This is a genomic window from Thiofilum sp., assembly GCF_016711335.1.
Classification (GTDB): Bacteria; Pseudomonadota; Gammaproteobacteria; order Thiotrichales; family Thiotrichaceae; genus Thiofilum.
Window position 1 is genome coordinate 3,967,210 of record NZ_JADJTF010000001.1, and the last position, 18,085, is coordinate 3,985,294.

Consider the following 18,085-nt stretch of genomic DNA (forward strand, 5'->3'; position numbering starts at 1 on the left):
AGTATAGTAGTATATTTAGAAATGATATGGATAAAAACCCGCTTTTTTTGAACACATTGTTCCAATAATGCAACGATGACACTATGCAAGATTTAAATGCGTTGTACTACTTTACTCAAGTGGTTGACTATAAAGGCTATGCTCCTGCGAGTCGTGCCTTGGAAATTCCGAAATCGACTTTAAGCCGTAGCATTGCCAAGCTCGAAACGGAGCTAGGTATTCGTTTAATTAATCGTACCTCGCGCCAGTTTTCAGTGACTGAAATCGGCTATGAGTATTACCTCAAATGCTTAGAAGTGCTCTCAGCGGCACAAGCAGCTCAAGCCGTTATCGAGCAGCATCAAACCTCACCACGCGGTATCATTCGCTTAAGTTGCCCCACTGCCCTACTAAACTTTGTAGTGGCGAGTATGTTAGCGCGATACATGCTGCGCTATCCCGAAGTGGAACTGCATATTGAAAGTACTAATCGTCAAGTCGATGTGATTCATGAAGGGTTTGATATAGCGTTGCGCATTGATAGCCTGCCCCTCACTGACGATGGTTTAGTGACTAAATTGCTGTCTAATGATCCGCAAGAATTAGTGGCTAGCCCGCAGCTTCTAGAGCGTTTAGATAAGCCTATCACGCCCGAATCTCTCCATCGCTTCCCTAGTCTAGCAGTAGGTTGTCCGCGTAAGCTCTATCAATGGCATCTAGAACATACTGAGTTAGCATCGCAAACTATTCAGCATACACCGCGCTTAGTCACCGATGATTTGATTACTATTCGGCGTGCCATTTTGGAGCATTTAGGGATTGCCCAATTGCCGCGCTTGGTGGTGTTTAAAGATTTGCATTATGGTTTGATGCAGCGTGTCTTGCCCGACTGGACACCTCAAGGTAATGTCATTTATGCCGCATTTCCTTCGCGGCGGGGCTTACTACCTTCAGTGCGTAGCTTATTGGATTTTTTGGGTGAGAGCTTTCAAGCCCTAGATTTTAATAATTTATACGAGGGCTATGTGAAGCGCGGTGACGAAGATGCGTGTTTGCTTGTAAATGCTTAGAATGAGCCTTTTTAACCACAGGCCGAAAAGTATGGATTACAGTGCTGATTTAGAGCGCATCGCTTTACAAGAACAACGTTTACGCTTTACCCAATTTAACGCTGATATTGCTTGGGACTTAGGCAATCGTTTACGGCAAAAGGCGTTAGAGCGTCAACAGGCTTTAGTCATTGATATTACCATTAATGGCTTTCAACTGTTTTGCTGCGCTATGGCGGGAACTACTCCTGAAAACACCGATTGGGCGCGACGCAAACGCAATGTGGTGAATCGCTTTCAGCGCAGTTCCTATGCAATGGGATTACACCTAGCGCATAAACAAGTGGATTTAATGGATAAATACGGCTTAGCTACCAGCGATTATGCAGCGCATGGAGGCTGTTTTCCGATTCGAGTCAGTGATGTGATGATCGGTACAGTGGTAGTTTCTGGTTTACCGCAGCGTGAGGATCATAATTTAGTGGTAGAAGTATTATGTGAAATGCTCAATCAACCATTGGAAACCTTGCGCTTGGACTCACTCAGTTGAATTAAAGTACCCAGCTAAAAGTAATCGTGTGTTATTACTTTGACTCAAGTACTTAAATCATCCTTGCAAGCCTATTCCCAACAGAATTTGGCGCAAACTCTGTTGGTGTTTAGGGTCAATCCTTAGCGATACTGACTCGATTGAACTGGCTTAGGAGGAAACTGGCAGCAAGGAGGTAGTTGAGAGTTAGCTTGCATGGTTTGAATTAAATGGTGCACTTGAGCATTCACCCGTGCTTGATGCTGTTTTCTACGCTGACTAGGCAATAGACCTAATAACGTTTCCATTACTCTAAAATTCATACCTATCCCCTCATCATTGTTTATTTATTAGTGGATTAACCTGAGCTATTCAAAGCTAGAGCAAGCTCTAGCGAATAGCGCCTAATAAACCACCAAAAATATTTTTCTTGGCTACACACATAAAGCATCCCTGTGATTGGGCGGGTAAATGTGGTGTACCTGAGGGAAGATTAGGATTATAGAGCGGCATACGGTTAGCGCTCACTTGAAACGATTGCCCACCATTATAATTATGAGTAATACGAGCCTGATTATTAGGTTGGGTAGTAGCCGAACCCCTGCCAATTTGCAAAGAACCTAACATACTCATTAATTGATCTAAAAAATTATTCATGATACGCACCTTGGAATTATAGTATTAATCTCCTATAGGCAGTGCCACTGCTCTAATAGAATGTGTTTAGTGTGCGTGAAAACAATAATGTAAATGAAAATAATTCTGATTAGTGGGCGCAAACCCAAGACGATTTAGAACCCGTCTTAACTCATCTAGGGCTTGCTTTGAAACAACTGTATCAGCTTATTTTGAATAGGGTTTGAGCAAAACCGACCAACTATCCACTAGCTTAGCGTACTCTTCAATACATAACTCCGCACGCTCTGTAGGAAAACCCGCTAGCTTTTTTATCTCAGCATATTTTTTAGGATCACTACCATACACATGACAGAGCGCATTATAAAAACGCTGTTCATCTAAACTGTGCTCATCCCAAAAGTCCTCTTCAGTGAACTCTTTGCGATCAGCACTGATTAGGTCAAAGAAATCGGCCGCTGTGAGTACCACTTCCTGACCATTCTCAAAATACTCGCTGAGTATGACGCTAGATAGACTATCCGCCGCATCTTCTTCTTTACCCACAATCGGTAAATCATAGTTATGAATCAAGGCATGAGCGATTTCATGAATCAGAATATAAATCATGACATCAATAGCCGCTTCTGTAGGCGTACCTTCAATATCAGCCTTATTATCGGTATATAAGTCCTTAATCTCATTTACAAAAGCATAGGATACGATGATTTGCTTAGCGTCAGGATCATAGGCAGCGTCCTCGTCCTCTTTGCCATTAAAAACAATTTTTAAGCCTTTCGGGAGCTTCAGACTCTCATTGAGAGCACTGATAAGCTCCTGAAAGCTCTCTGAGGATTGCAAGGATTGGCGAATAGCATCGTAAGTTTTAGATGGCTCGTACACTACGGCTAGATCTTTAGCTTGAGTAGTCGTAATACCCAAGCACAACATCAAACTTAAAATCCTTAACCATCTCAACATATTAGCTATCCTTATCTACTCGATTAAACGGCTACGCAGTAGTACTTTTTTCCCAAGTATCTTTTAGACTAATCACGCGATTAAAGACCAAACTACTTGGTTTAGAATACTTAGCATCCTGAATAAAATACCCTTGACGTTCAAACTGATAGCGTGTTTCCGTATCAGCGTGCGCCAACTGTATCTCACCTTTACAGCCTTGTAAAATCACTAAACTATTAGGATTCATATAGTCAAGAAAGTTCTTGCCACCCGCATCCGGTGCTACATCTGTAAACAGACGATCATACAGGCGCACTTCACACTCAACATTCGTGCGAGCATCGACCCAGTGAATCACGCCTTTAGCCTTAACACCATCGACTGGATCTTTGCCTAAGGTATCTTCAATCACTTTAGCGTGTACCTCAGTAATATGACCGGCTGCATCCTTAATCGCTTCAACCGCTTCAATCACATAGGCATTGCGCAACCGTACCCGCTTACCAAGGACTAAACGCTTATATTGCTTATTGGCTTCCTCACGGAAATCGTCTTTTTCAATCCAAATTTCACGGCTAAAGGGCAATTCACGCACCCCAAAGGCTTCATTTTGTGGGTGATTAGGAGCGGTCATGGTTTCAGTTTTATCGGCTGGATAATTCACTAACACCACTTTTAAAGGCTCTAAGACACACATAGCACGCGGTGAATGTTCATTGAGGTCTTCACGAATAGCATGTTCGAGCATGCCAATATCAACGACACCTTCAACTTTAGTTACCCCTGCCATTTCACAAAAATCACGTAAGGCTTTAGGCGTGAACCCTCGGCGGCGCATCCCCGCAATAGTAGGCATACGCGGATCATTCCAACCATCTACATGCTTTTCATCGACCAGTTGTTTGAGTTTACGCTTACTCGTGACGGTATAATTCACATTGAGGCGTGAAAACTCATATTGATGCGGTGTTGCAGGAACAGGAAGATTCTCAATGAACCACTCATACAGCGGACGGTGATCTTCAAACTCTAAAGTACAGATCGAATGAGTAATCCCCTCAATAGCATCGCTTTGCCCATGTGCATAGTCATAGGAGGGATAAATACACCATTTATCGCCGGTTTGATGGTGCGATGCCTTTTTAATCCGATAAATCACCGGATCACGTAAATTGATATTAGGGGATGCCATATCGATTTTAACACGTAAAGCACAAGCACCCTCTTCAAACTCGCCTGCACGCATTTTCTCAAATAGCGCTAAATTTTCTTCAACCGTGCGCTTGCGATAGGGACTATCTTTGCCTACCTCGGTCAGTGTGCCACGATATTGGCGCATTTCCTCAGCACTTAAATCGCAGACATAGGCTTTACCTTGCTCAATCAGGTAAATAGCCCATTGATACAGTTGGTCAAAGTAGTCTGAGGCATAGCGTACCTCTCCCTCCCATTGATAACCCAACCATTGCACATCGCGTTGGATGGACTCGACATATTCCTCATCTTCTTTGGCTGGATTAGTATCGTCCATACGTAAATTGCACACCCCACCATAACGCTGAGCTAGCCCAAAATTCAGCCAAATTGATTTGGCATGACCTAAATGTAAGTAGCCATTGGGTTCTGGGGGAAAACGAGTATGCACTTGGGTCACTTTGCCACTGGCTAAATCGTCTTCAACAATACGCTCGATAAAATTTAATGGTTTATTGGTCTCGCTCATGATGGAAATAGGACCCTTGTAAAAGAATGGTAGTGATTAGACTATGGTTATAGATAGCTGTCTAGCACAGCCTTAAGGTAGCTAAGCGTTTAGGCTTTTTCAGCGTCTGACCACTGTCGATAAGGATATTGTGTTAAACGCACATTATAATAGCGTGGCTCAAGCGAAACCTCTTTGCCTGCCCAATCCGGTAGCTCAAAGGCTTCATTAGCCTCATTTAATTCTACTTCTGCCACCACCAAACCTTGATTATCGCCATGAAACTCATCGACTTCCCAGACCTTGCCAGCGTAGTCGATATAATGGCGGGTTTTTTCTATGAGGGGCGGCAGACATAAAGTACTCAATAGCTCTTGCGCATCTTTTAAGGGGATAGCGTATTCATACTCAGTGCGTGTCACGCCAATAGTCATGCCTTTAATATTAAGATTCGCTTGGTCATTCTCAATACGAATACGCACTGAGGCAGTAGGATTATTACTTAAATAGCCTTGGCGAAACTGCTCTGAGCGCTGTACTTGTAAACGCCAAGTATCAGAAATAACTAAAAACTTACGCTCAATTTCAGTGGCCATTTTACTGTCCTTTTAGAATCGCACTAATGCCGAACCCCATGTAAATCCGCCCCCAAAGGCTTCTAATAACACCGTCTGCCCGCGTTGAATACGTCCATCGCGTACTGCGGTATCAAAAGCAATTGGAATCGAGGCAGCCGAAGTATTACCCTGCTCACCCACCGTCACAACGACACGCTCCATCGGCATATCAAGTTTTTTAGCGGTCGCTTGAATAATACGGATATTAGCTTGATGAGGCACTAACCAATCCACATCTGCTTTAGTCATATGATTAGCTTCTAAAGTTTCCTCCACAATGCGCCCTAAGGTCGTCACTGCCATACGGAATACTTCATTACCTTTCATACGCAAGAATGCTTTACCTGCTAATAGCACATCACGATTACGGGATACGCCTGCGGCGACATTGAGTAGTTCTTCGTAACTGCCTTCGGAATGAATATGAGTAGAATAAATACCCGGCTCAGCACTAGGCTCTAACACTAAAGCACCCGCGCCATCGCCAAATAATACGCAAGTCCCACGATCAGTCCAATCCAATAAGCGCGACATGGTTTCAGCACCTACTACTAAGGCACATTTACTCGCACCACTACGCACAAACTTATCAGCCACACTCAGCGCATAAGTAAAACCAGAGCAAGCGGCATTAACATCAAAGGCAGCGCCCCCATTGGTAATACCTAAGCGGCCTTGTAAAAGACAAGCTGTACTAGGGAAAATGAGGTCTGGAGTTGAAGTTCCTAAGACAATTAAATCGACTTCATTAGGCTGGCGTCCAGCCATTTCTAAGGCTCGGCGTGCTGCCATTTCAGCTAAATCACAGGCTGACTCATTCTCAACTATATGGCGTTGACGAATACCCGTGCGCTCCACTATCCATTCATCAGTAGTATCCACGAATTGCGCTAGATCACGATTAGTCATAATGCGTGGTGGTAGATAGCTACCCGTGCCTGTAATACGTGAATACATCATGCCTCCACTCTAGCAGCTAAGAGCGCTTCAATTTGTTTATCAATGCGCTGTGGTACTTTCTTAATAATTTCGGTACGGGCAATGCCAATAGCATTCGCAAAAGCAAAACTATCCGCACCTCCATGACTTTTCACCACAATACCACGTAATCCCAACAAACTCGCGCCATTATAGCTGCGGGGATCCACTTGACGCCGGAATCGTGTCAACACAGGCAAGGCAATTAAACCCGCTAATTTAGTCAATAAATTACGTTTGAACCCCTCTTTAAGCAGGGTAGCAATCATTTTTGCCACCCCCTCGGAATTCTTTAGCGCCACATTACCCACAAAGCCATCACAAACCACGACATCAACATCACCTAGATAAATATCATCGCCTTCTACATAACCAATATAGTTAAGGGGTGACTTGGCTAAGAGTGCATGGGCGGCTTTGACTTGTTCATTACCTTTAATTTCTTCCTGACCAATATTAAGCAGCCCTACCTTAGGCGCTTCAATATCATCAATCGCTTTGGCTAACTCTGACCCCATTAAGGCAAATTGATACAGGTGCTCTGCGGACGAATCGACATTAGCCCCTAGATCCAGCATATGAGTATGCCCATCAATAGAGGGTAATACTGTGCAAATAGCAGGGCGATCAATCCCCGGTAGCATTTTTAATACAAAGCGTGCGGTTGCCATTAGAGCGCCTGTATTACCCGCACTCACCGCCGCATCTGCTATCCCCTCTTTTACCAAATTAATGGCTACTCGCATGGACGAGTCTTTTTTATTCTTAAGGGCACTGGTCGGTGATTCATCCATAGCCACCACTTGGCTGGCTATTTTGATCTGTAGCCGTTCTGAGAGAGTAGTTTTATGTTTGGCTAGGGCATCATGAATTTGTGCCTCGTCCCCTACCAGTATTAATTCGATGTCTGCATGAGCTGCCAATGCTTTTAAAGCCGCCGGAACAGTGACCTCAAGCCCATGATCACCCCCCATTGCATCTAACGCAATACGGTATTTGTTAGCCATAATTCATCCAACATACAATCCAAAAAAAATCGCGGGACAAGCCCGCGATTTTAAATATTTTTAGGGGTAAAAGTAATCTTATACCCCCAAAGACTTGTGCTTACTCTTGGACCTCTTCCACTTCAACAGCCGTCTTAATGATTTGACGACCACGATAGAATCCGTCTGGAGTCATATGGTGACGTAAATGGGTTTCACCTGATACAGGATCCACTGAAAGAGCACGATTTTTAAGTGCATCATGAGCACGACGCATATCACGCTTAGAACGTGACATACGGGTTTGAGCGACTGCCATATTAGCTTACTCCGATTTTTTCCAATTCTTTAATACTGCAAACGGATGTTGTTTTTCTTCCGTTGGAGCAGATTCATTATCTACCGCATCATCCTCATACCCCTCAATTAAGGGCTTTATGGGCTGACAGGAATCATGGCGTGGTATCAGTGGCATAGCGAGTAATAACTCATCTTCCACAAAATCACGCAAATATAGGCTATCGTCTTCTACTACCCAACTTTCATACCCTGCCTCTTCTGGGCGACGGTCTGTTTCAGAGCGGGTAAAAACCACTGCAACTGAGTGATCAATGCTTAATGCCATCGGTTGTAAACAACGTTGGCATTCCACTTGAAGCTCCCCTTGGATCGTACCTGTAACCATAGGTAAATGGGTTTCAGATAAGCCAAAGGTTAATTCCACTTGAAAATCACCACGGGTATCTACGGCTAACTCAGCTAAACGCAACATTTCACGCAGAGGCATAATGCCACTGAGTTCACGGCGCTGCTCAACGTAGCGAAAGGGATTAATTTCAACGGGTAACCTATTCAACATAAGGGCGCGATTATATGAAGATGGGGATGCAAGTGTAAAGAAAAATCACTATGATGGGGAGCTTTTTATTACTTCCTAGCGCTAATTTGTAACAAACTCATGATGAATTCTCAACCTCCCGTTTTAGTCCTAGCCTCAACCTCTAAATTTCGCCAAGAACTCCTGCAACGCTTGCAAATTCCTTTTGTATGCGCTTCTCCGAATATCGATGAAAGTCCACTACCTCATGAGTCTGCCTATGACTTAGTAGCTCGTCTAGCTTTAGCCAAAGCTCAAGCGGTACAAGCACACTATACGGATGCTCTTATTATAGGGTCTGATCAAGTGGCCGTACTAAATGAACAAATTCTAGGAAAACCTCATACTCATATTAATGCAGTAGCACAACTCCAAGCCTCCTCTAATCAATATGTCGAATTTCTAACAGGCTTATGCCTATTAAACACACATACTCATAGTTATCAGGTGGATGTAATACGCTATGGCGTCAAATTTCGTCCCTTAACCGAGCAGATGATTGAACACTATCTACAACGGGAACAGCCCTATCAATGTGCAGGTAGCTTTAAATCAGAAGGGTTAGGTGTAACTCTATTTGAAAAAATGCAGGGCGACGACCCCAGTGCACTGATTGGTTTACCATTGATTCGTTTGACCGACTTTTTACAACAACAAGGTATAACGCTGCCTTTAGCTCTTTAAAATACTCGCGTCTCACTTTGAACTGAAATAGTCACATCGACATCATGATGCGGCTTTAAAGTAAAGGGCTGCTCGTACCGGATACCACTAAAAATAATCTCAGCAACATAATTACCCTGTGGCAGATCGATTACTCCCGAATGACGATTAAAGCCGGTGGCAAACAATTTACGATTATTCCTAAGCTCATAAATTTTCCATGCTACCGGACGCATTAACGGCGCTCCTCCGGGCATCACGGCTCTTAAGCTCACAGTGCCACCTGACCCTGCTGCTTGTACGCCAGCACTTAATAGCCATATTGCTATGATCCCAATCATAGATTGATCTCTGTACACGACAATTCGCTTAACTCATTGAATCTTTTTCAAAAGAAAATCGCCTGAGTTTCATCCGTCCATCCTCGATCGCCATGAATTGTGGTGGACAAAGGAACAGAAGCAGCAGCCTAAGCCTATCCACTTTTTCCCGTACCCTTCCATTCAATAAATCGGTCAAGTAGTCCAAGCCGTAACGGAAGACACTTTGCTCTTTGCGTCCATGTTTTTTCGTCTTCAAAGGCTTGACGGCTTTTTCCTTCCATTCGCCGACTTTGTGCGCCCAACAGAAGCCAATGGCAAGCAACGCCATCATCTTTTTGATGCGAGGGGGTTTGGTGAAGTGAGTGGCTTCCATGTGAAAACCACGCCCTTTCAAGCATTGGAACAGGTTTTCAATTTCCCAACGTAGCCGATAAGTGCCAATGGGATCAGCCGTGTAGTGGTTGCTGGCGATAATCAACAACTCACCACTGGGCAGCTTTGAGCCACTGAGCCAAACCCATTCCCCGCTAACGTCGCGACGGTGACGGAGAACGCGCCGTTTACCCGGCTTGAGGTTGGCAAACAGCGAGCGGACATGCGCCTCTTTTTTGTGTTTGTCGGTCATCAACTGATTACCCTTGATACGAATCAAGTAGGGAATCTCTTTGGAAGACAACCACTTCCACCATTGACCACCAATAAACTCACGGTCAGCCAACACACCCAAGATGTTGTTGCGCCCGAATTGGCTGATAAATCGTTGCAGCAGGGCAATACGTTCACGTTGGTTAGAATTACCGCGTTTGTTCAACACCATCCAGTAAACGGGGATAGCCGCACCTTGGTAAACAACCGCCAAAGTCAGGAGATTGAGGTTGGATTTGCCCCATTTCCAGTTGGTTCTGTCGAGTGTGAGGTAGTATTGTTGACCACTAAAGGCGAACATTCCCATAAGAAAATGGGCAATGTCATTGTAATTAAAGAACACTTGGCTAAAAAAGCGTTGCATCCGTCGATAGCGGGAACCAATGTCGGTGTCAGAATCTATGTGTACCGCCAACAACGCCAAATTCATTTGTCGCGCACTCAGCAAAGTATGCAGCATTCCCACAAAACAATCCAAACGGGGCTTGCCCCAACTCAAGTGGGCTTTTAAACTGTCACGTAGTCCATCGCTCAGATCCATTTTGCTCTCCTGTGTGGTAACTAGAGAGTAAAACATAGGAGCGGTGGACTTTCACCATCTCCATGACAAACATGCTAAATCAATAAGTTAGTGGTTTTGTCGTGTACAGAGTAGATTGATATAAAATCTTCATATTACTTCCCTCAACATTCCACCCATGCACATAAGACTCTGACTTCAGTGTTTATTCAATGTCTAACACATGCCTGATATTTATACACATCACAAACATGAGAATAGCCTTTCCCTGTTCGCTACGCAGTGCTTTTTTCGCTAGCATGTAGCGCTTCAACTCTTAGGTAAATCATTATTTATGCTTAGCTATCGTCATGCTTTCCATGCGGGCAATCACGCAGATATTTTAAAACACGCCGCCCTTACTTTAATTTTAAATAGCCTCAATCAAAAGCCCAAGCCATACTGCTATATCGACACCCATGCGGGAGCGGGGTTATATCGTTTAGATTCTGAATGGTCTACTAAAACAGGGGAAGCGTCCTTAGGCATTCACAAACTCTGGTCTCATCGAGCACAGTTACCTCAATTAACGACTTATTTTGCTTGTATCCAAGGCTTAAATCCTAATGCAACACTCAGTTATTATCCGGGTTCACCTTGGATTGCTCAAACATTAGTCAGGTCAACTGAGCAATTGGTTTTAACTGAATTGCATCCTGATGATAAGAATTTACTCAAAAATAATTTGCGACACTCAAAACAGGTTACTCTAGTAGTTAATGATGGGTTTAAGGAACTACTGGCGCGTGTCCCTCCCTTACTTAAACGGGGCTTAGTTCTGATTGATCCACCTTATGAGCTTAAGCAAGACTATATGCTGGTAACAGAGACACTAGCCCAAGCTTATAAGCGTTGGGCAACGGGTATTTATGCGGTGTGGTATCCGATTTTGGCGAGTAAACGTGATCACAGCGACACTATGCTGCGTAAAATTAAGCAAGGCGCTTATAGCAATTTATTAAAAGTGGAATTGCATGTAAAAGGGGCAAATAGTGATTTTGGTATGTACGGCTCTGGCATGTTGATTGTCAATGCACCGTGGCAATTAGATACACAACTAGAAAGTATTTTACCCCCCCTAACCAACATACTTGCTCAAGATGAACACGCGAGTTGGACAGTAGAGTGGTTAAAAGCACCAACCTAAGCAGTATTAATCCTAGTGTAGCTCTGTATCATCGTTACTCTAGTCACTCAAATACTAATCCTGTAAATTATGGGAGTATATTCCTATAATTTACAGGATTAGCTATGTTAAAACGCCATATCCTTGCCGATGTTCAAGCCTATTTGATGCATTTTCCTTCTTTGCTGATTACGGGAGCGCGACAGGTGGGTAAATCCACCTTGGCTTTGCAACTAGGTATTGAAAATTATGTGACTTTAGATGACATCGCCACCTATCAAAGCGCAAAAGCAGACCCTAAAGGTTTTATTCTAAGCCTAACTAAACCTGTGATTATTGATGAAATCCAGCGTGTACCCGAATTATTTGTAGCGATTAAAGAGCAAATTGACTTAGATCGTCGTGCAGGGCAATTTGTTTTAACAGGCTCTAGCAGTTTACAAGGCTTTCGGGATTTATCGGATTCCTTGGCTGGACGTATTGGCATAGTCGATTTGTATGGCTTTAATCTCAGTGAGATTTACGCTACTAATTTTAATGTGCTTGATCACTTATTTAGTGATACACACTTTTCTTCACTAGAGCACAGTATTGATATACCCTCACACCTTATCAAAGGTGGTTTTCCTGAAGTACAAACCATAACGCATGCTAAAACTCGCATGTTGTGGTTTAGTTCTTATATTCGCACTTATATAGAGCGTGATTTACATGATGTAGGTAATATTCGTAACTTAGATAGCTTTATGCGCTTGTATTTATTATTGGCATTGCGTAGTGCTAATTTATTAAATAAATCAGAATTGGCTAAAGAATCTAGCATAGATACTAAAACCCTAGATAATTATTTGAGTATTTTAAAAAATACTTACCAAGTAGCCGTGCTTAAGCCTTGGTTTACCAATGAAGCTAAACGCTTAATTAAAATGCCCAAAGTTTTTATGCTAGATACTGGTATTTTGTGTCACTTGCTACGTATTATGGCTACTGATGAGCTAAATCAATCCTTACAACGCGGCGCGATCTATGAAACTTTTATCCTCAGTGAGTTAGTCAAAGCCAATACTTATGCTAAACAGCCTGTAGATATTAGCTTTTATCGTACTCAGGACGGTAAAGAAATTGATTTTATTTTAGATAATGGTAAAGGCTTAATTCCAATTGAGGTGAAAGCTGCATATACAGTCACCCTGCAAGACTTTCGTCACATCCAGTATTTTATTGAACAGAATCAGGGAAAGGTATTGCAGGGTATTGTATTTTATTCGGGTGACAGAGTACTGCCATTTGGAGAAAAGGATGGAGTAAAATTGTGGGCAGTACCATTTGGAGTGTTGGCAGGCTAATTCTTAGCTTTTAATTCCATCATCAATTGTTGCAATACAGGTTGTGTTTCAGGTCGCACACCGCGCCAAATATAAAACGCTTCTGCTGCCTGTTCCACTAACATACCTAAGCCATCCACGACTTGATTAGCGCCCTGCTCTGCTGCCCATTGCATAAACACAGTGGGTTTAGCGCTATACATCATGTCATAACAAAAAGTCTCAGCATTGATGCAAGTGGTGGGTATAGGTGGCAACTCACCCTGCAAGCTCGCCGAAGTACCGTTAATAATTACATCAAACCTACCTATTACGGCTTCAAAACTACAACCTGATACTTGACCTAAATCAGCAAAGGCCTGAGCCAACTCATGCGCCTTACTCACAGTACGATTAGCAATCACCAGCTCAGCAGGTTGTTGCTCCAATAATGGCTGCAACACTCCACGTACCGCGCCACCTGCCCCTAGGATTAAAATCCGTTTTTGCTTCAGTACTAAACCTTGATTTTGCATAAGGTCACGAACTAAACCGATACCATCTGTATTAGCCCCCCAAATTGAGCCATCGGCATGAAAACTAAGCGTATTGACCGCACCGGCTCGTTCAGCATACGCCGAGCGCTCAGTCGCTAACGTCCAAGCTTCTTGTTTAAACGGTACGGTCACATTGCAACCCTTACCACCCGCTGCACGAAAGGACTGAACCGTCGCCGTAAAGGCATCAAAAGGAGCTAATAATTTGTCATACTGAAGCGCTTGAGCCGTTTGCTGGGCAAATAAGGTATGAATTTGAGGGGATTTACTGTGTTGAACCGGATTACCAATGACTGCATAGTGATCTAGAGTATGTGCCATGCAAAGCTCACTTAATAAGATTAAAAGACAAATACGCGCTTGGGTTGAAGGGTAATATTAGCGCTAATTTCACCTAAACCGATGAAAACACCTGCTTCATCATACAGCTTAATTAATGGCACTGAAGGTTGCTCACAACGTATTTTTTGCCCTAGTTGAATCTTAGCTACTTGAGCCTCATGCAAGGTCACACTAGGTAGATGCGGTAAAGCAGCATCCATAGGCAATAAGCATTGATCTAAAGCAGCCACGCCACCTTGATCATTTAGCTCACGTAGCTCGTCTAAGCTATAAGTGCGCAGCCCATTAAAAGGATAAACTTCAACACGATGTAAAGCGGATACATAAGCTCCACAACCTAAGGCTTGCCCTATATCCTCAACCAAAGTACGAATATACGTCCCTTTGCTACAAGACACATCTAGCTTTAAATGCTGCTCATCAAAATCTACTAGCGTCAGCTCAGAGATTGTGACGGTACGACTAGAACGCTCTACTTCAATCCCTTGCCGTGCTAACTCATACAGCTTTTTACCGTCTTTTTTTAACGCCGAATACATCGGAGGGATTTGTTCAATCTCACCTCTAAACGAGGCTAATACGCGCTCTACACTATAACGACTCAACTCTGGAATAGGAGCAGGCTCTGAAAGCTCACCTTCGCTATCTCCAGTGGTACTGACTTGCCCTAAAGTGGCGGTGGTGAGATAGCGTTTATCTGCTTCTAATAAATACGCAGAAAGCTTAGTAGCTTCCCCAAAACACAAAGGCAACATACCCGAAGCTAGTGGATCGAGACTCCCCGTATGTCCGGCTTTTTCAGCTTTAAGTAGAAAACGTACTTGTTGCAAGGCTTGGCTACTCGATAAGCCTAACGGTTTATCGAGTAATAAAATACCGTGTACGGGACGGGAAGGAGGGCGACGGGGACGGCTCAAGATTCAACTACTTTTAGTATCCACATCCGTCGCGGAATCATCATCGGCATGACGATCACTAGCAACAGCTTGCTCAATCAAACGTGATAACTCATTACCTTTAGCCTGAGTATCGTCATAGAAAAAGTGTAAAGTGGGCACTGCTCTTAACTTCATTGCCCGCCCCACTTCGCGCCGTAAAAAACCTGCTGCATGGTTTAAGGCAATTTCAATATCTTTACCATGCTCAGCATCTAAAGTGTCGAACCATACTTTAGCATGCTCTAGATCTTTACTCAGGGTCACATCTAAGATTGACACCATACCGACACGCGGGTCTTTAATCTCATTGCGAATCAGCATAGCTAATTCGCGCTTGAGTTGAGCAGCTACTCGTTCTGAGCGAGAAAACGTCGTTTGCATTAGGCAATTTTCCGAGCTACTTCAATCTTTTCAAAGACTTCAATCTGATCGCCCACTTGAACGTCGTTATAGTCTTTTACTGCAATACCGCATTCAGTACCTACCTGAACTTCCTTCACATCATCACGATGACGACGCAATGACTCTAGTTCACCCGTAAAGATCACCACATTATTACGTAATACACGAATTGGGCTACCACGACGCACCACACCTTCAGTCACTAAGCAACCTGCTACCTGACCAAAGCCAGAGGCACGGAACACATTACGTACTTCAGCCAAGCCGATAAAGACTTCACGCGTTTCTGGAGAGAGCATACCGCTCATCGCATCTTTAACATCATTGATCACATCGTAAATAATGCTGTAGTAGCGAATCTCAATATCCGAATCTTGGGCTGATTTGCGGGTTGTAGAGTTAGCACGCACGTTAAAGGCAATCACTATCGCTTTCGAGGTCAATGCCATTTCAATGTCGTTTTCGGTCAAGCCCCCCACACCCGAAGCAATGACACGCACCTCAATTTCAGAAGTAGATAGATTAACCAACTCGCTGCGTAGTGCTTCCACGCTACCTTGCACATCGGCTTTGACAATCAAGTTCAATTGAGCACGTTCTGTTGCACCCGCTTGAATCTGATTGAACATATCCAATTTAGCACTGTTCTGAGCAGCAAAACGGGTATCACGTTGCTTTTCTTTACGCAATTCAGCGATTTCACGCGCTTTACGCTCATCAGTGACTACAATCGCTTCATCACCTGCTTGCGGTGCACCCGTTAAACCCAGCACTGCCACGGGAATAGAAGGCCCTGCTTCTTTAACGGAGCGTCCACGCTCGTCAAACATGGCACGTACCCGACCATACTCGGAACCACACAGTAAAATATCACCACGACGTAAAGTACCTTCACGTACTAAGACCGTAGCGACTGCACCACGACCGCGCTCCATACTAGCCTCAATCACATGACCTTTAGCAGGCGCATCAATCGATGCTTTCAATTCTTGAATTTCTGCGACCAATAATAAGGTTTCTAATAAGTCGTCAACACCTTGACCTGACTTACCGGATACACGTACTACGGGTACATCACCACCCCACTCTTCAGTGAGTACATTGTTTTGGGCGAGTTCACTCAGTACTTTTTCAGGATCAGCTTGCGGCTTATCAATCTTACTAATAGCTACGACTATCGGTACTTGAGCATCACGAGCGTGTTTAATCGCTTCTTTGGTTTGCGGCATAACACCATCATCGGCTGCCACAATCAAGACTACGATGTCAGTTACTTGAGCACCGCGTGCACGCATTTGACTGAAAGCCGCGTGACCGGGTGTATCCAAGAAAGTCACCGTACCACGCTCAGTCTCCACATGATAAGCACCGATATGCTGAGTAATACCGCCTGCTTCACCTGCTGCTACACGAGTTTTACGAATGTAATCTAGTAAAGAGGTTTTACCATGATCAACGTGACCCATAATGGTCACGACAGGAGGACGCGTGACTTCTTCAGAGGTTGCACTAGCCGTTACTTCTGCTAATAAAGAAGCATCATCAACCTCTTTCATAGCAGTGGCTTTGTGCCCTAACTCTTCAGTAACTAGAATGGCCGTATCTTGGTCGATGGTCTGATTGATTGTGACCATAGTGCCCATTTTCATCATCGCTTTAATGATGTCAGTGGCACGAATTGCTAATTTTTGAGCCAGATCAGAGACAACAATAGTCGATGGAATTTCAATCTCACGCACTACGGGAGCAGTAGGACGCTCAAAGCCATGTTTAGACTCCGCTTTCGCAGTGGCATCAACGCCTTTGCGACCTTGTTTTTTACCACCCTTGCCTTTGGGCATAGGCATAGCATCAATAACATCATCACGATCACGGGGATTCTTAGAACGAGCGGGCTTTTTATCACCCTTTTTCTTATCAGTACGCCCTTCGCCTGCTGTTTTTTCTACTTCAACCACTACCTTACTAGGCACAACGACTTTAGCGAGTACAGGCTCGACCTCATCATCGGCTTCCACAATTGTAGTACGTGGCGCTAAAGAAGGTTTAGCCTTAGGCTTAGGACGAGAAGGACGCCGTTTTAAAGCAGTGGCCGCTTCTTGACGTGCCGCAGCAACAACCGCTTCGCGTTGTTCTAAAGCAGTTAAACCTGATTGATCATTATCGGTCGCACTATTATCCGTGCTCGCCGCTGCCGCTGGCGCAGCAGGCACAGAGACAGGAGCAGGCGCCACAACTTCAGGGGCTTTTGCTACGGGTGCGCTAGGCTTTGATTCAGCCTTTACTACCTCAGCCACTGGTTTTGCTGGAGTCTCCACCTGAGTAGCAAGCACTTCCGGCGTCGGTGTTACTACGCTTGGAGTATTCACCACGACAGTAGGTTTAGTTTCAGGCGCTACCACAGGCTCTACTGGCTCAGGCTCTTTAGCCACTTCGCCTTTCGTAGCCACAGCAGGCTTGCCCGCCATACGCTTACTTTGCAGTTCACGACGCTCTTGTTCAGCGCGACGAATAATTTCCTCCCGCTCCAAACGCACTTTGCGTGCTGCCTCTAGTTCCTGAGCCTTAGCGGCTGCCACACTGGATACCGAAGCATTATCGTCTTGGTTACGGTTGAGTACTTTTTTGCGGCGTACTTCAACATTCACAGTCTTATTCGCGTTTTGATTGCGACCATGCGAGGGTTGCGCATGAGTAGACTCTTGACTAGCACGACGCTGTATCGTCATTTTACCAGTGCCCTTTTTAACGGCGTTATCGGGGTTTTGTTTCATCTTTTCTAGCAGCATTAATTTCTGCTGGTCGGTAATACTATCATCAGGGCCTGTTACACGGATGCCAGCATCCTGTAGGTGGCGTAAGAGAACCTCTACAGGGGCTTTAATCATTTCGGCTAACTTTCTAACAGCTATATCTGACATCTATCTATCC

The 18,085-nt window shown here is 44.2% G+C and carries 20 protein-coding genes; 5 read left to right on the forward strand and 15 right to left on the reverse strand.

The window, feature by feature from the left end; all coding sequences use genetic code 11:
- Nucleotides 1–83 precede the first annotated feature (83 nt).
- Both IPL34_RS18540 and IPL34_RS18545 read left to right on the forward strand, forming a co-directional pair.
- Complete coding sequence (locus IPL34_RS18540; RefSeq protein WP_296842981.1) at nt 84–1,049, forward strand: LysR substrate-binding domain-containing protein; 966 nt, start codon at nt 84–86, stop codon at nt 1,047–1,049.
- Nucleotides 1,050–1,080: 31 nt separating this feature from the next.
- Nucleotides 1,081–1,578, forward strand: coding sequence for a heme-degrading domain-containing protein (locus IPL34_RS18545; RefSeq protein WP_296842982.1), 498 nt, complete (start codon nt 1,081–1,083; stop codon nt 1,576–1,578).
- Nucleotides 1,579–1,700: 122 nt separating this feature from the next.
- Here the strand turns inward: IPL34_RS18545 and IPL34_RS18550 are convergent, their stop codons facing one another.
- The 9 genes from IPL34_RS18550 to IPL34_RS18590 all read right to left on the reverse strand — a co-directional run bounded on the left by IPL34_RS18550 (nt 1,701) and on the right by IPL34_RS18590 (nt 8,277).
- On the reverse strand, nt 1,701–1,880 hold the full coding sequence (locus tag IPL34_RS18550) for a hypothetical protein (RefSeq protein ID WP_296842983.1): 180 nt from the start codon (nt 1,878–1,880) through the stop codon (nt 1,701–1,703).
- A 67-nt stretch (nt 1,881–1,947) separates the two neighbouring features.
- Nucleotides 1,948–2,214, reverse strand: a complete 267-nt coding sequence (locus IPL34_RS18555; RefSeq protein WP_296842984.1) for a hypothetical protein — start codon at nt 2,212–2,214, stop codon at nt 1,948–1,950.
- A gap of 186 nt (nt 2,215–2,400) precedes the next feature.
- On the reverse strand, nt 2,401–3,153 hold the full coding sequence (locus IPL34_RS18560; protein ID WP_296842985.1) for a DUF4344 domain-containing metallopeptidase: 753 nt from the start codon (nt 3,151–3,153) through the stop codon (nt 2,401–2,403).
- A gap of 31 nt (nt 3,154–3,184) precedes the next feature.
- Nucleotides 3,185–4,858 carry a glutamine--tRNA ligase/YqeY domain fusion protein gene (locus tag IPL34_RS18565; protein ID WP_296842986.1) on the reverse strand — a complete coding sequence of 558 codons (1,674 nt, stop codon included), beginning with the start codon at nt 4,856–4,858 and terminating at the stop codon, nt 3,185–3,187.
- 89 nt (nt 4,859–4,947) lie between these two features.
- A complete protein-coding gene (locus IPL34_RS18570; RefSeq protein WP_296842987.1) occupies nt 4,948–5,433 on the reverse strand; it encodes a CYTH domain-containing protein in 486 nt (161 codons plus the stop codon).
- 12 nt (nt 5,434–5,445) lie between these two features.
- Complete coding sequence (locus IPL34_RS18575; protein WP_296842988.1) at nt 5,446–6,414, reverse strand: beta-ketoacyl-ACP synthase III; 969 nt, start codon at nt 6,412–6,414, stop codon at nt 5,446–5,448.
- On the reverse strand, nt 6,411–7,439 hold the full coding sequence (plsX, locus tag IPL34_RS18580) for a phosphate acyltransferase PlsX (protein ID WP_296842989.1): 1,029 nt from the start codon (nt 7,437–7,439) through the stop codon (nt 6,411–6,413). Before plsX ends, IPL34_RS18575 begins: the two co-directional genes overlap by 4 nt.
- A 100-nt stretch (nt 7,440–7,539) precedes the next feature.
- The gene (rpmF, locus tag IPL34_RS18585; protein WP_296842990.1) at nt 7,540–7,737 is read right to left on the reverse strand and encodes a 50S ribosomal protein L32; all 198 of its coding nucleotides are present in this window, start codon (nt 7,735–7,737) and stop codon (nt 7,540–7,542) included.
- A gap of 6 nt (nt 7,738–7,743) precedes the next feature.
- Entirely contained in the window at nt 7,744–8,277 is a 534-nt protein-coding gene (locus tag IPL34_RS18590; protein ID WP_296842991.1) for a YceD family protein, read from the reverse strand.
- 99 nt (nt 8,278–8,376) lie between these two features.
- Here IPL34_RS18590 and IPL34_RS18595 point away from each other — a divergent pair, with 99 nt between their 5' ends.
- A complete protein-coding gene (locus IPL34_RS18595) occupies nt 8,377–8,979 on the forward strand; it encodes a nucleoside triphosphate pyrophosphatase (protein WP_296842992.1) in 603 nt (200 codons plus the stop codon).
- On the opposite strand, the gene IPL34_RS18600 is transcribed toward IPL34_RS18595, so the two are convergent.
- Together IPL34_RS18600 and IPL34_RS18605 are read right to left on the reverse strand one after the other, a co-directional pair.
- A complete protein-coding gene (locus tag IPL34_RS18600; RefSeq protein WP_296842993.1) occupies nt 8,976–9,299 on the reverse strand; it encodes a hypothetical protein in 324 nt (107 codons plus the stop codon). The two genes, IPL34_RS18595 and IPL34_RS18600, sit on opposite strands and share 4 nt — an antisense overlap.
- Before the next feature lie 28 nt (nt 9,300–9,327).
- Nucleotides 9,328–10,467, reverse strand: coding sequence for an IS4 family transposase (locus IPL34_RS18605; RefSeq protein ID WP_296839273.1), 1,140 nt, complete (start codon nt 10,465–10,467; stop codon nt 9,328–9,330).
- A 313-nt stretch (nt 10,468–10,780) separates the two neighbouring features.
- On the opposite strand from IPL34_RS18605, the gene rlmJ reads away from it, so the two are divergent.
- Together rlmJ and IPL34_RS18615 are read left to right on the forward strand one after the other, a co-directional pair.
- Nucleotides 10,781–11,632 (forward strand): 23S rRNA (adenine(2030)-N(6))-methyltransferase RlmJ, encoded by an 852-nt coding sequence (rlmJ, locus tag IPL34_RS18610; RefSeq protein ID WP_296842994.1) that lies wholly within the window; start codon nt 10,781–10,783, stop codon nt 11,630–11,632.
- 104 nt (nt 11,633–11,736) lie between these two features.
- On the forward strand, nt 11,737–12,957 hold the full coding sequence (locus tag IPL34_RS18615; protein ID WP_296842995.1) for an ATP-binding protein: 1,221 nt from the start codon (nt 11,737–11,739) through the stop codon (nt 12,955–12,957).
- Here the strand turns inward: IPL34_RS18615 and aroE are convergent.
- Genes aroE through infB form a run of 4 tightly spaced genes read right to left on the reverse strand, consistent with a single transcriptional unit; the run spans nt 12,954 to nt 18,075 of the window.
- A complete protein-coding gene (aroE, locus tag IPL34_RS18620) occupies nt 12,954–13,793 on the reverse strand; it encodes a shikimate dehydrogenase (protein WP_296842996.1) in 840 nt (279 codons plus the stop codon). The two genes, IPL34_RS18615 and aroE, sit on opposite strands and share 4 nt — an antisense overlap.
- A gap of 20 nt (nt 13,794–13,813) precedes the next feature.
- Complete coding sequence (gene truB, locus IPL34_RS18625; protein WP_296842997.1) at nt 13,814–14,731, reverse strand: tRNA pseudouridine(55) synthase TruB; 918 nt, start codon at nt 14,729–14,731, stop codon at nt 13,814–13,816.
- Between the two features lie 3 nt (nt 14,732–14,734).
- The gene (rbfA, locus tag IPL34_RS18630; protein WP_296842998.1) at nt 14,735–15,133 is read right to left on the reverse strand and encodes a 30S ribosome-binding factor RbfA; all 399 of its coding nucleotides are present in this window, start codon (nt 15,131–15,133) and stop codon (nt 14,735–14,737) included.
- Nucleotides 15,133–18,075 (reverse strand): translation initiation factor IF-2, encoded by a 2,943-nt coding sequence (infB, locus tag IPL34_RS18635; protein ID WP_296842999.1) that lies wholly within the window; start codon nt 18,073–18,075, stop codon nt 15,133–15,135. Before infB ends, rbfA begins: the two co-directional genes overlap by 1 nt.
- Between the last annotated feature and the right edge of the window lie 10 nt (nt 18,076–18,085).